Here is a 12,727-nt window from a genome sequence, read left to right as displayed (position 1 = left end):
ATCGAAGGTGCCCTCCGACGCTTAACGCTCATGCTCAAGCCTTGCAGACATGTGAGCATCCAAATGCTTCATCTCAGCCTGCCATTGAGCCAGGAATTTTTCCCAATCACGGGCGTATGGGGCATCGATCAGGCGCGTCGAGCCGATGCTCGCTTGTAGAAAACGCTCACGCCACGGCTGTGGAATCCTGGCCTCGTCAACGATATTGATACCGGAACTGTGGCGCTCAATAAGGACTGCTTTGCGGACAGCATCAATATCGAGGTGTGGATGACTCTGGTTTAAGTCGACGCGCTCTTGGTCTTCAATATCGTCAAGCACATTCAAAATAGCGGCAGCTTGTGGGTCACCCGGCACCAGGTGCGAAAGTGTCCAGAGGGCTTTGCGCCTAACAGACTCACGCGTACGAAGATCATCGGCCATGTTCAATGCCTCGATTGGAACCGGCAGTCAGTCGACGATAAAGGTCGGCTAAGAGGCGAGCATCCAGCAGCGCGTGATGTGGAAGTTCCGGGAGCGTCACTTCGCCGATATCATCCGCTTCGAGATGCCTCAATAGCAGGATGAGGTTGGTTGGACTATTGGCAACGTTAGCAGGCCAACGATGATTTGCGTAGGCCAATTGGCAGAAGAGATCCCAGTCCCAATCCGGCGCGTCCGAGCAAATCTCGAGCGGGCCATCAAGGTTGCTCAAGAAAGCGAGCAGTGAGGTTTGAGCTTCGACCAAGGGTTGCCCATGTTCAGGTAGGTTGAGCTGAGGCAGGACGTTCTGGATCACGAAGTAGCTGCAGTCTCCCACTAGGTAGGTGTCTGTGAGTTCAACGTAGTATTCGTGGCCGGCCTCGGACACGAGTGCCAGCGAAATCAACTTCGTGTCTCGATTGAGCTGGGTGAATTCGCAGTCTAAAAATAGCTTCATTCCCTCCTCCCTTGAGTACCTGTTTCAGGTCTGCCTGAGTACCTTTGACAAAACGATCTAAGCCAGCTGATTTTTCCAGGTACCTAGGGGGACTCGTTTGGACGGCATAGGATACCCGTATGATCATCCGCGTCAGGCTCGAGTATTCATGCGTTCAAACTCCCTCGCATTCAACTCTGATCCTAACGACGGGACAAATAGTAGTGCCAAAGGCTTGATCTTGATACTTGAAACTTAAATTATCGGAGGCTTAATTCTCCTGCGTACGTAACCCAACTTCTTGTTAGCGCGCCGTTGTACGTCTTTAGGCCTGAGCTCATGGATTTTTATTACACCCTTTGATAGGCCGCCACCGATTATCTGATCGAGCTCCATAACCAGCTGAGAGCAGAAATGCTTCTCGATATCAGTTTTCATAAATTCGGGAAGATGTAACTTATCAATAGCACGATTAAATCGCTGCGGCCAAGCACAAGTGCAAAAAACCAAAAGCAATAGCCCCATTAAAAAATTATAACTCGTCAAAATAAACCAAGGTGCATCATAATCATAAATCAGAGTGAAATTCACAAATAAAAAGTAAACCAACCAAAACCCAAACCCAAACCTGACGAATCCAGATGTAAGGCTGCGAGGCAAGTTATAGCCTGGCCGCTGGATCCTAAGTGCTGACCGTCGCAACTTAGTAACCTGAACTTTTTGTAATTCGACGGGCCTCTCCAATAGATAAACCCTATTATTACCTTCTAAAAATTTAGAAAGTGATTTTGCATATGTTCCTGTGGGCACAGACTCAATTACTCTGTAACGTGAAATTGCCATCGCGACGTGACTTACACTGCTCACGGTTCCGATCCTAATCCCCCAACTCGCACAACTATTAGCAGACGATACTAGCAAATCTCCAGCTTTCATGATATTACTTCCATTTTTATACCAGTGGACATTTTTTAACGCTAATTAGGCTAATCACACTGTCAGATTCAAGACCGCAAACGCTAAAAATTTTCAAGTTGCGAGGCCTCTTCACCCCATCGATATATTTCGTCCCCCAAGATCTTTTTCAAGAAATTTAGAGTCATATGATACTTGACTGCAGCTGGGCTCATGAAGTCGTTTTTTGCGGCGTATGTTTTGGCCCGATCTCGAATAAACTTGAATGCCAGAATATCATTCGGAAATTCCGGCTCATCGTACAGCGAATACGGCGTAGGGACTTCGCCTGCGAGGAATAGGTCGTACCACCCTCGAAGCTTTATGAACGGATTGAGCAGTAACACATTGTCCCCCCTTTTTAACCAAGTCCCTTCCCGCTCCCAAGAGACAATCGAGCCAGGATTATTCTGTTCATAGGGCATCCATGCTGAAGGCAGCACTGTGATGCCAATCCACTTTTCAGCTTGCTCGGCTCTGTAAGCCTCAATCAAAGCCTTACCAAAGTAGAGTTGGTGCCGACCAGTAGTATCGAGATCAACCTCAAATTCTCCAAAAGAGATCGCCCCCCTTGCAGGAATACCTTTTGCCAAAAGCGCTGAAAGCAACATTGCACCGATGGCGTAAATATCCAGAAAGGCCCAGTTAGCATAACCTTTTGGATCTTGGTAAAAAATAAATGTGTCGGAAAAATAAATAGTCTTGAAAAGCCCATTCATTCTTTCCCAGTAACCAAATGCTTTTAGAGACTCATCAATCACCCCGTAAACTTCCTGAACGCTTTTAGTCTCGACCAACTGACTAAATCCCAGTATGTCCAAGAATAGCAAGTAACGTCCTTCAGAAAGCACAGCTTGATTAGTCATGATTTTCTCCAACGACTGCGGGTAATGGGCACCTAAGGCTGTGGCTACTTTTATGAGAAATTTTATGAGGCAACCACCCCGGACAGCTACCTTCAAGCAGCCAGCCAAATCAGAGTGTGTACTCTGTCTCGACCTCTAAGGAGCCAATATATCCTGGGCAAGCTCGCTTGCCATGATCCTCAAGATAATCGCGCTCGTACTCTTCGTTCGTTACATAGATATCAACCATGTTATCTACGCAATCCATCGTAATATGACCTGCTTTGTTTTGGGTAATAACGTTATAGCCGGTGTAGTAGTGAAGATGCCGCGATGGAGCTTCACCGATTACAATGATTTGAGGATCAAGCTTCTCGAGCCAAGAGTCTGGAATCTTACCGGATGCTCTACCGTGATGAGAGGCGAATACGACGGTTGTTTTTTCCAGCTCAATGTCATCTATAATGCTCTCCATGAAGTCAGTCTCGAGATCACCTAACCAAAGAAAGCTTGCCCCTCCTTTAACAGAGTACCTCAATACACAGGACACGTTATTGAAGCTTTCACCAGCATCGCATTTACGCAAAGCTTCCTTAAAGTCTGCGTTAGAGGTATCCGGCCAAAGAACATGAACCCCGGAAGATCCACGGTCGTCATCGCCTTGATTAAGCCACTTACGCTTTGAACCTTTCTCAAGGAAAAAAGCCTTCCCGCTATCCCTCAAGGCACAATAATGAAGAAACGAATCCGTTAGATCCGGTTTTTGAGCCTTGTTTTTTACGCAATAAAAATTCGCTATAGGAAATTTTTTATCGAGTTTCTCGATGCCTTTGAAGTGATCCTCATCCGGATGAGTGCAGATGAAGCGTCGCATACTTTTGGTTTTTGATACCTCCTTGAGCTCGGCGATAATCTCATCGGAATTCCCAGCATTCAGATTACAATCAATCATGGTGAAGTTGTCACCACCATGAAGAATATAGAACATATCGCCATTACCAACGGACAAGCTTTTTATCGTAGGCATTTTGCCTCCCTGCATGATTATAATTGACTACTTGTATTAAAGTTAAATCCGTATGAGTCTAGGGCTCCACCGGCGCTTGGGCTGGTTTCTTTCTTGACCTCGGATTGGGTAGGGAACCAAGGCACTCGAACAGGCGTTCCGCATAGACAAAACCCATCCGCCTTACAGCATCCTTGTCGAAATAAAATAACCAAGCCATCAAAAGTGACCCAGAAATAAGAATTGTGAGCCCAGCTGCAAGCCCTGGATCTGCCAAATGAATCGGCTCAAAATGAGGCGGCTTGACTCGAATTACTCCCGCAATCAGTCCGCCATACCCTAATCCGCAAAGGCAAGACAGAATTCCTACAGCCTTCATCGCGAGCATATTGCGATGAAAGCCATAGGCGATATTTTCTTTCAGTAGGAGATTTTTATTGCCACGAGTTAATTCCCTGAGGCGCTTAGTCGCGCCAATATAGATATCATCAGCTTTAGCAGGATCCGATTTTTCATCCTTTTCACTAGGCATATCAATTCCCAGCTTTGACGATATCTGTTGGTGATATCTCTGCTTACTGACGCTATCCAGGAATTTATCACTGTGCCGCAAGGCTAAAGTCGTAGGCATTCCTCCCCATGTCTTTAGCAGCTTTTCTTCCAGCTTTTTTCCTCGACCACGAGCAACGCTCGCCAACGCGTAGATTGCACCACACCCGCCCAGCAGTCCAATGACACTGGTAAGTACGGGATGTTTAGCACCATAAACGCACAGTAAGGGCACAAGCAGCGGTAGTGAAACCAGAAGCCCTGGTATCACTCTAGCCTTTCGCTCGTAGGGATCTTTCACCAACTCTAATATCGCAACCATGTTTAATCCATCAGTAGATTTGCAAATATCGGCCTGAATTACTGTGCACGAGCTAGATTACTCACCTAACCATTGTTGGCACTCTGGCTGATTGAGAAGTACCAGTTGCTGTGCTTTAGGATCAGGATTGTGGTTCCTGAGACCAAGCTTTTGTAGAAGATACCAAAGCTGAGATTGACGGGTGGTCAACGTACTTTGGCCATCCTGCATACCGTAATCCAACTCAATGGCACGACGACGCCCTTCGTCCAACTCAGGGTTAGCTCCAATTACCACCTGTACATAGGTATGCCATAACTTATCGTAAGGTGGTGTAGACGGCAGGTCTTTCGGGACCAACGAAAGTATTCTTGCGAGAACAAAATCTATGTGTTGGTTACGTCTAAAACAATAGGCCCGCACATGCCATCTGTAGCCATCGAACCCTAAAGCATGTGGCGCGACAGTCCTGATGGTTGGATCTGGCCCACTCATCGATTGGTAATTAATCTCAAGCGCTTCCTGCCGCTGAATAGCTCGAAGAATTTTTATAAGCGCCGGCTTATCGACTAGACGGATAGGGTTGGGCACCGAATCCATCGGAGGCGCCCAACCGATGAAGCTTTCTGCTTCATCAATCACGCCCATCTCCCGTGCGAGAAGCTCGTCCAAATAGCGCAAACCGTCGTCAGGAGCAAATTTCGGGGTGAACGTGTCCGTGGCCACATAGGCCTTTACGGTCTTGTCATAGACTGCATTCCCTGGCGCCTGCTCCAAGTAACTAGCGAAGTCTAAAGAAGCCTGCGGAGCAGAAATTCCGAAGAAATCGAGCAGATCAGCCCGATTTACCCGTCCTTCCCACAAAAGCCTGAAGTCAATGAACTCCAAACGGCGCATCTGGCCCCAGCGGCCTGCCTTTTTTGGTGGGTGGTCAGTCATCTGTTGAGCCTAGTGCAATGAATGGTGCGATGGTAACACTACTAAAAACTAGACTCATCTAATTTTTATGAGTACCGTATTGCCATCACGACGATTCGCGTCTTCTTTTGGGGGTGTGCACCATGGCTGGACAAATTGCGTTTTTCCCGGTGGGTAACGGCGACATGACCATGGTGCGACTGGCTAACGCCGATGCCACTACCATCATTATTGACGTCCGGATTCGCCAAGCGGCAGATGATCCTGAGGATGAGACGCCGGATGTTGCGGGGGAGCTGAGGAAGCAGTTGCTGGCAGATGCTGACCAACGCCCCTACGTGGATGCGTTTCTTCTCAGCCATCCTGACGAAGATCACTGCCTCGGCGTGCGCAAGCATTTTTGGCTTGGGCCGATTGAGGACTACCCGGACGATAAAAAGCCGCAGGCTGAAAAGCGAATCGTGATTCGTGAGATGTGGTCGTCTCCTATGATTTTTCGGCGACGTAACTCGCTCGGCCTAACACTGTGTGACGACGCCCACGCCTTTCACGTTGAAGCAAGGCGCCGAGTCCTTCGCTGGAAGGAGCTCGGCTACGCAGTGGTTGGTAATGGGGTTCGAGTTTTCGGTGAGGATGAAGGAGGTAAAACCGACAACATCCAACCCATCCTAGTGAAGACAGGGGAGACGTTCTCGACCATTGGTGGGCATACCTACGGTGACTTCTTCAGCGCAAAACTCTTGGCACCTATGCCCAAGCAGGATGACGAGACAGAAGAGACTCTTTCGAAAAATCACTCAAGTGTGATTTTGAGTATCGAGTTGGCTCCGTCGTCATTCAGCCGAAATAAAACTCGCCTTCTGACTGGTGGCGATGCCCATACCTCTATCTGGGAGCGAATCTGGGAACGTTACAAAGAAACTCCTGAAGTGCTGGAATACGATCTGCTCCAGGCTCCGCACCACTGTTCGTGGCACGCACTTTCGCACCACAGCTGGTCGACTTATGGGGAAGATGCAGAGGTATCCGAGGGTGCAAGATCTGCGTTGGGTCAAGCTCGTCAGGGTGCGATCATTGTCGCCAGCAGCAAAAAGGTGGTCGATGACAAAAACGACCCACCTTGCATTCGAGCTAAGCGGGAGTACGAGTCCATCCTGGATGACGTCAACGGGATTTTTCTGTGTGTCGGCGAAAAGGCCAAACCAGAAGCGATCCGGTTTGAGGTCACATCATCGGGATTGGTGAGAGCAGCTGTAGGGATCGCGGCAGCGAGCAGCGCTGTGGCAGCGGCGGCACCTCGGGCAGGAGTCAAGAAGTGAGCCTCAGTCTCATCGAGTGGGGTAACCCACTCGAAGATGGAGCGCAGGCACTGACACTTGCCTTGTCGGTTGAGATCTATCGAGCATGCGAAAGGCATGAATACTTCCAGATCCAGGAAGTCCGGTCGCTATCAGACGGCACAGGCCTGACCGAGATAATTGTGGTGAAGGCCGGAGACGGGTCGGTTGGGGCCCACAACCCAAACGGTATCTTGCGTAAGGAGTGGTTAGCACTCACTGTGAACGCGGAGGAAGACCCACCTGTTGGGGTGAGGGCTTTAAGAAGTGAGTTCCCTGTTCTAGGCCATCAAAATTACACCCGTACCGGCGAGCCACTTTCCTTATGCTTGTACAACAGCACATGGTCAGAGATTCAGCGCTCCTGGACTCCTCAAAAGTTTCTTGCGAGGGTGCTCTGGTGGTTGCGGGAATCAGCCGAAAATTCGCTTCATCTCGGCGATCAGCCTTTGGAGCAATTATTTTTCAACACATCGTTCCAAATTATCTTGCCCGCCAAACACGCCCAGGAATCTTTAAACCCTGCTCGCCGCTTGGTTCTTGTTGAAGCCGAGTCCGGTAGCACTGAGGTCACCACTTACCTTGGCTACTATGTAGATGCGAATGCAGCAACGGCATGTGGAATGAAGGGTATCCCTACCCTTCGCGTTAATTTGCCGCCTGTTGAAAGCTCGCGCGTCGAGCGCTTCCCAGCGACCTTGGGAGACCTTGACCAATGGGTGGCTATTCGTGGCGGTTCCTTTTTTGACGAGCTTACCAAAGCAATCAAGCAGTTGATTTCGGTCACTGATCTTTCATCCAATGAACAGCGTCCAAAATGCGTTCTTATTTTGCTATCGGTTCCGAGACTTCGGAACGGGACTGTGGACAAGGTTGACGACCTCGCCTATTGGGTTACCAGTTCCCTGCTCCATCTGGGTGAAGCCTGCGGGTTGCTTTTTTATGATGAATACCGAGGAAGCTGGAGCCCCGTTGAGCTCATAGGCCAAACGCTAGAGGAGCGATGGAAAGCTATTTCAATTTTGCCAACCCAGCTTCGATATAAGCTCGACAAGCCACTCATCCGGTCATTGTCGTGCCTGGAATCTGCAGATTCGGATTTCGAAGGAGTGATCGCTGGGGTAGGTGCTCTCGGCAGCTCCATGGTGGAAACGTGGACGAGAGAGTCTTGGGGTCAGTGGACTTTGATAGATCCTGACCAAGCTATGCCTCACAACCTGGCACGGCACATCATTTCGGATTCTGCTATCGGATCCCCGAAAGTCAGAGCCGTTAAAAGCATTCTGGATCAAATATTCCCCGAACAACCACCGCATATGGCGATTGACGCGAGCGTTGTCGACGAAGATGTGAATGTCTCGGCGGCACTAAGCAACGCAAGCTTAGTAGTGGACGCCACGACGACGTTGCATGTACCGAGGGAATTAGGTGAGCGTGATGGAACACCTCGTACTGCAAGCGTATTCCTCACACCTTCAGGTAGAAGCTCAGTATTGCTTCTCGAAGACCGCGACAGGGGCGTTCGAATATCGAGCATCGAAGCCCAATACTACCGTGCAATCCTTGAGTCGCCGTGGGGAGAACTTCATCTTGATGGACACAGCAAAGGTGAATGGGTCGGGAACGGGTGCAGAGATATTTCCCTCAGGCTTTCCGTCGAACTGATTCGCCTCCACGCATCACTCCTCAGCCGGCAGGTAAGGCTGAGCCAAGCCAAATCGGGCGCGCGAGCGTGTGTATGGGATGTAAACGATGAAACCGGCGGCGTCGCAGCGCATGAAATAGCCATTTCTGAATCAAAGGAAGCACGGTCAGACGGCTGGACAGTCCGGTGGGATCAAGGATTTATTGAACAAATCCGCAGCCTGAGAAGCCAGGCGCTACCTAATGAAACAGGTGGAATATTGCTTGGATACACTGACCAACAGTTGAAAACTATCAATATAGTCAAAGGAATGCCTGCCCCTCCAGATAGCGTCTCTACACCCACCTCCTTCATTCGAGGGTACGAGGGCCAGGAAGAAGTGCTTCTTGATACGCGTCGGAGAACAGCCGGGATCGTCGACTACATCGGTGACTGGCATTCGCATCCGCCCAAGCACTCGTCACGCCCGAGCTCCGACGACATGAATCTACTAGCTTCCTTAGCCCTGACCATGGCCAACGATGGCTTGCCAGTTGTCATGCTCATCATGGGCGAAACTGATTGCACAGTTACTATTGGAACGTACTCCGACCAATTGAAGGACTATTAAGTGCTGCTTCTGATCGTAGGCTACCTTGTGCTGTTGCTGTTCATCGCGACCTACTCGATAGGCGCAATGGCGCTAGGTTGGCTTGCACAACCTTATGAGGTGCTACGGATCCCGTTGATGTGTGGTGCAATTGGTTGCGTGGGAGGCTGCCTTTATTGCCTCAGGGCTGTGTACTTGAACAAATGCGTCCACAAAAGGTGGGATACGGACTGGTATGCGTGGTACTTCATCCGTCCTATTACGAGCGTGATTGCTGGTGCCGTTAGTTATCTTTTCCTCAAAGCGGGCTTGCTGGTATTGGAATCCAGCTCTAAATCTGACGCGAGTGAAATTGGTTTCTTCGCGCTAGCTTTCATCGCAGGGCTCAACGTCGATAAATTTGTCGCGAAAATTGAAGAGGTAGCTAAAGCAGTGTGGGGGATAGATAAGAGCCGCGCCTCCGAGACTCGCTCCCCGCCCGACAATAGATGAACAGTGACATTTTACAGCCCAGTACAGAATTTCAGGAGCAACAGTGCGCATATGCATTAAGTACCAGGATGGCGCAGGTAATATCACAGAAAGGGATATATCGGATCCCTGCAAGGAAACTGATAAAACCATTGATGCCTTTTGCCACATGCGCAGTGAGCGTAGAAGCTTCCACCTTGACCGTATAATGCATTCCTTGGCAACGGATACCGGCGAGTTGCTCAATCCGTATCAGCTAGTGCCACTGATGCGAGCTCCAGACTCCCTTGACTCGCTCACCTGGCGAGTTAGACCAGCTATAAAGGCTTTGAAGTTTTTTAGCCTTACCACCCGAGGCTTTTCCAAGAGGGAGCGTCAGCACCTGAACAAATTCGTCAAAGAATTGGTTGCCCTTCCGCAAAGCGACGAGGAAATCAGTGACTGGGTCTACGATCTTTGGTGCGCTGATTTGTACCAGTACCGTGACGGGGACTACAAAGAATACAGAGGGATACTGGAATACATCCCGCCCTCGCTTCTGGAGGTGTGCCGCGCATACGCTATTAGAATAGTAGGAGGGGCCGCTAACAAACCTGAAAACTCAGCATGGAGTGAAAGGATTGAAGAAGAATTCGGGCCACGCCCGATGGTCTGAATCCTCGATAACCGTTCCATGGTTGTTGACGCAAAGAAACAACCAGCCATGGTACAGTTAAATTATGAGTTATCTTAATCGCTGATCTACAAGGACGTAACGCTAGCTAGCCAACCAATCAAAACATGGTTAGTTACTTTTCGCCTAAGTAGCCGCAGACCACTGCATACACTGCAGGCTCTTGGATATAAATAACGGCTAAACTTAAGAATAACATCCCGAAAATCGCGGACATCACTCCCCTTACGATACCGAAGTCATTGACGCCTCGCTGGAGTTTTACCGAGCAAACAGTAAATGCAAGGTAAAATACGCCGATTAAAAAGTTTGACGTCCTGGAAACAGAACTTGCGGATATTGCTGCAGTGACATTCGCTCCAAATTCCCCGAGCTCACAGCTATGCGCTAAAGCGGTCATTCTCGAACCCAGCGCTGGCATCTCAGCGATCTTCATGAAGACTAGGCAAATCGAGATATAAAAAAATGAGTTGATCGTAGAAAACAGCGACCCCTTTCCAAACATGAAACGTGCGCCTAACCAGAAGCAAGCTCCATAGAGGATCAGGAGCATGCAATTCAGGACAACCATGACGGCTACAAAGTCTTTACTCAGCTCTATCCCAATCCCTTTCAGCGATGGAAAGCTTAGTAGTGATAACGCAACGGCCATTACGAGCCCGATCAAGCTGGCTTGCGCACACCAGTAATTGCGCAGCTTCATATCTTTGAAAAATTCGGTCGGAGTAATTATGGAACGCTGTAGATCTTTAGCTCCAGCCACGAACGTGGGAAAAACGCTCTTGATCACAGAAAATATACCGTCAGACACGCACAGACCCTTAGCTAATTGGTGAACATTTATCATCGGCGGCACTCACTAATTCCTTAGCGAAACTACAATATTTTTTCACTGGTATTTTTCGAGCGTTACCTGTTCGTTCGCAGCATACTTCTCAATGCGTAGAGATATGCCACACGCTTTTTAATACGGTTATGATTTACATCAACTAGAACAACGCGATCCTCCACCCTTCGATGGGCCGCTATACCACGAACTGGGGTGTGCTCCGCTTAACCGAATTGGCGCTCAAAAATTCAGGAAAGCCCTCATGGCCCAGCCGCTTTTCGACTTTGACCTCAAACGCGTCTCGCACAAGCACTACATAACAGGCAAAGCCGCCATCAATTTCCCGCATCCAAGAAGCACCACGGGTGGGTGGCATTTCCTTTCCTATTTTGATCGGGAAGCCACATGTCCGCTCATGAGGGTGGACGCAAGATTGTCAGAGCTTTCCAGCAAGACCGTGCCAAGGCTGATGGCTTTTCAGTGAAGGCAACCAATCACTATGTGGGAGGTGGAGAAACCGACGCCACTTACATTTTCTACGTCTATGGCCATATCGGCAAAGCCACAAAATCGGCCATCTGCGCCAATCATATTGAGGATGTGGAAAACACCGGCGCACTAAGCCTCTGAGGCACTGGCTCCTTTGGCAAATGCATGGAATACAGGCGCAGTGCCCACGCCTGAGCCGTAGACGGATGCTTAAAAGTGCCCGAGCTTTAAGGAAGCGCCGGCCAATGCGGGACATACCGCGTCGATACACAAGCTTCACGGGTTCAGCGGGCTGACTACTGGAACTAACACTCTGGTAACACACAAATAAAAAGGGCCCCACGGGCCCTTATGCACTCAAACTAAAGTCACTTGGTCAGCCAAGACTCAACGGTCGCAGAATGGGTTGAAAAGTCTTAATTAGCTTTGTTCTCAACCAGGCAATTGCCTCCATCCACTACGAGCAGCTCACCGGTGATGTAACTCGCTTCAGGCGAAGCCAGGAACACAACGGCGGCGGCCACTTCGTCTGGTCGCCCCGCTCTCCCGAGAGGCGTAGATCGTGCAGCTTTGACTTCATCAGGCGTGCTCGACCCTGTAGATATCCAGCCAGGGGCAACTGAATTCACCGTGATACCTTGATGAGCAACCTCAAGAGCTAGACTCATGTTCATTCCTACCATTCCCGCCTTTGCAGCACTATAAGCAGCCTCCCCTGGATTACTGGCCCGTGTGCCGGTAGTTGAGCTGATGTTAACTATACGGCCATAGCCTCTCGCCCGCATCCCAGGCAACACCCCTTGGGTTAACAGAAACGCAGTTGTCAGATTTCTAGCAATGGAAAGATTCCAGGTTTCGAGGCTCGTACTCGTGAACTCGGCGAACGGCTCTGGGCTCCCTTGCATCGCCATACCGGCATTATTTACAAGAATATCGATGCGCCCCCAGACGGCCTCAGCCCAAGCGACGAATTCACTCACCTGAGTTTCCTGAGTCAAGTCGACCGGTCGACCCACTGCTTCAAAGCCGGCGGCGCGTAACTCCGCAACTCGCTCATTGATGCGTGCGCTGCTTGCCGTGACGATCAACTTGGCCCCTTGAGCCCCAAGACGACGGGCAATGGCCATACCGATTCCAACCTCACTGCCCGCTCCACTAACAAGCGCCACCTGATCCGCCCAGCTTGAATTCATCATCCTTGCCTCCGTTGAAGGTTTGCGAGA

Annotated in this window: 14 protein-coding genes; 5 read left to right on the top strand and 9 right to left on the bottom strand. The window is 49.8% G+C overall.

Annotated features, from left to right (window positions below):
* Positions 1 to 21: 21 nt before the first annotated feature.
* The 7 genes from ACY4LX_RS16740 to ACY4LX_RS16710 all read right to left on the bottom strand — a co-directional run bounded on the left by ACY4LX_RS16740 (position 22) and on the right by ACY4LX_RS16710 (position 5,492).
* Positions 22 to 423, bottom strand: coding sequence for a hypothetical protein (locus ACY4LX_RS16740; protein WP_463257099.1), 402 nt, complete (start codon positions 421 to 423; stop codon positions 22 to 24).
* Positions 413 to 919, bottom strand: coding sequence for a hypothetical protein (locus ACY4LX_RS16735; protein ID WP_463257098.1), 507 nt, complete (start codon positions 917 to 919; stop codon positions 413 to 415). The genes ACY4LX_RS16740 and ACY4LX_RS16735 overlap by 11 nt, the downstream gene beginning before the upstream one ends.
* A gap of 234 nt (positions 920 to 1,153) precedes the next feature.
* Positions 1,154 to 1,834 (bottom strand): C40 family peptidase, encoded by a 681-nt coding sequence (locus tag ACY4LX_RS16730; protein WP_463257097.1) that lies wholly within the window; start codon positions 1,832 to 1,834, stop codon positions 1,154 to 1,156.
* Between the two features lie 83 nt (positions 1,835 to 1,917).
* Positions 1,918 to 2,718 (bottom strand): hypothetical protein, encoded by an 801-nt coding sequence (locus ACY4LX_RS16725; protein ID WP_463257096.1) that lies wholly within the window; start codon positions 2,716 to 2,718, stop codon positions 1,918 to 1,920.
* Positions 2,719 to 2,827: 109 nt separating this feature from the next.
* Positions 2,828 to 3,724 (bottom strand): ComEC/Rec2 family competence protein, encoded by an 897-nt coding sequence (locus tag ACY4LX_RS16720; protein WP_463257095.1) that lies wholly within the window; start codon positions 3,722 to 3,724, stop codon positions 2,828 to 2,830.
* A 58-nt stretch (positions 3,725 to 3,782) separates the two neighbouring features.
* Positions 3,783 to 4,574, bottom strand: coding sequence for a hypothetical protein (locus tag ACY4LX_RS16715; protein WP_058971520.1), 792 nt, complete (start codon positions 4,572 to 4,574; stop codon positions 3,783 to 3,785).
* 57 nt (positions 4,575 to 4,631) lie between these two features.
* Entirely contained in the window at positions 4,632 to 5,492 is an 861-nt protein-coding gene (locus ACY4LX_RS16710; protein ID WP_368979103.1) for a helix-turn-helix transcriptional regulator, read from the bottom strand.
* 122 nt (positions 5,493 to 5,614) lie between these two features.
* On the opposite strand from ACY4LX_RS16710, the gene ACY4LX_RS16705 reads away from it, so the two are divergent.
* The 4 genes from ACY4LX_RS16705 to ACY4LX_RS16690 are packed head-to-tail and all read left to right on the top strand — an operon-like array spanning position 5,615 to position 10,168.
* The gene (locus ACY4LX_RS16705; protein WP_463257094.1) at positions 5,615 to 6,790 is read left to right on the top strand and encodes a ComEC/Rec2 family competence protein; all 1,176 of its coding nucleotides are present in this window, start codon (positions 5,615 to 5,617) and stop codon (positions 6,788 to 6,790) included.
* On the top strand, positions 6,787 to 9,063 hold the full coding sequence (locus ACY4LX_RS16700; RefSeq protein WP_463257093.1) for a Mov34/MPN/PAD-1 family protein: 2,277 nt from the start codon (positions 6,787 to 6,789) through the stop codon (positions 9,061 to 9,063). Before ACY4LX_RS16705 ends, ACY4LX_RS16700 begins: the two co-directional genes overlap by 4 nt.
* Positions 9,064 to 9,534, top strand: coding sequence for a hypothetical protein (locus ACY4LX_RS16695; RefSeq protein ID WP_047573592.1), 471 nt, complete (start codon positions 9,064 to 9,066; stop codon positions 9,532 to 9,534). It abuts the gene before it with no gap.
* 43 nt (positions 9,535 to 9,577) lie between these two features.
* Positions 9,578 to 10,168, top strand: a complete 591-nt coding sequence (locus ACY4LX_RS16690; RefSeq protein WP_463257092.1) for a hypothetical protein — start codon at positions 9,578 to 9,580, stop codon at positions 10,166 to 10,168.
* A 133-nt stretch (positions 10,169 to 10,301) separates the two neighbouring features.
* Here ACY4LX_RS16690 and ACY4LX_RS16685 read toward each other — a convergent pair whose 3' ends face one another.
* Positions 10,302 to 11,042, bottom strand: coding sequence for a hypothetical protein (locus ACY4LX_RS16685; RefSeq protein ID WP_463257091.1), 741 nt, complete (start codon positions 11,040 to 11,042; stop codon positions 10,302 to 10,304).
* A 378-nt stretch (positions 11,043 to 11,420) separates the two neighbouring features.
* On the opposite strand from ACY4LX_RS16685, the gene ACY4LX_RS16680 reads away from it, so the two are divergent.
* Entirely contained in the window at positions 11,421 to 11,645 is a 225-nt protein-coding gene (locus ACY4LX_RS16680; RefSeq protein WP_463260669.1) for a hypothetical protein, read from the top strand.
* A gap of 275 nt (positions 11,646 to 11,920) precedes the next feature.
* Here ACY4LX_RS16680 and ACY4LX_RS16675 read toward each other — a convergent pair whose 3' ends face one another.
* Positions 11,921 to 12,697 carry an SDR family NAD(P)-dependent oxidoreductase gene (locus ACY4LX_RS16675; RefSeq protein ID WP_463260607.1) on the bottom strand — a complete coding sequence of 259 codons (777 nt, stop codon included), beginning with the start codon at positions 12,695 to 12,697 and terminating at the stop codon, positions 11,921 to 11,923.
* Positions 12,698 to 12,727: the final 30 nt, after the last annotated feature.

The sequence above is a fragment of the Pseudomonas sp. Emmai genome (assembly GCF_055179735.1).
Note: the sequence above shows the minus strand (reverse complement) of the source record. Positions and strands in the feature narration are given on the sequence as shown.

Bases quoted from the DNA above. Each gene is read 5' to 3' on its own strand.
- ACY4LX_RS16710 (WP_368979103.1), bottom strand. From the start codon at position 5,492: ATGACTGACCACCCACCAAAAAAGGCAGGCCGCTGGGGCCAGATGCGC.
- ACY4LX_RS16720 (WP_463257095.1), bottom strand. From the start codon at position 3,724: ATGCCTACGATAAAAAGCTTGTCCGTTGGTAATGGCGATATGTTCTAT.
- ACY4LX_RS16715 (WP_058971520.1), bottom strand. From the start codon at position 4,574: ATGGTTGCGATATTAGAGTTGGTGAAAGATCCCTACGAGCGAAAGGCT.
- ACY4LX_RS16740 (WP_463257099.1), bottom strand. From the start codon at position 423: ATGGCCGATGATCTTCGTACGCGTGAGTCTGTTAGGCGCAAAGCCCTC.
- ACY4LX_RS16675 (WP_463260607.1), bottom strand. From the start codon at position 12,697: ATGAATTCAAGCTGGGCGGATCAGGTGGCGCTTGTTAGTGGAGCGGGC.
- ACY4LX_RS16730 (WP_463257097.1), bottom strand. From the start codon at position 1,834: ATGAAAGCTGGAGATTTGCTAGTATCGTCTGCTAATAGTTGTGCGAGT.
- ACY4LX_RS16735 (WP_463257098.1), bottom strand. From the start codon at position 919: ATGAAGCTATTTTTAGACTGCGAATTCACCCAGCTCAATCGAGACACG.
- ACY4LX_RS16725 (WP_463257096.1), bottom strand. From the start codon at position 2,718: ATGACTAATCAAGCTGTGCTTTCTGAAGGACGTTACTTGCTATTCTTG.
- ACY4LX_RS16680 (WP_463260669.1), top strand. From the start codon at position 11,421: ATGTCCGCTCATGAGGGTGGACGCAAGATTGTCAGAGCTTTCCAGCAA.
- ACY4LX_RS16705 (WP_463257094.1), top strand. From the start codon at position 5,615: ATGGCTGGACAAATTGCGTTTTTCCCGGTGGGTAACGGCGACATGACC.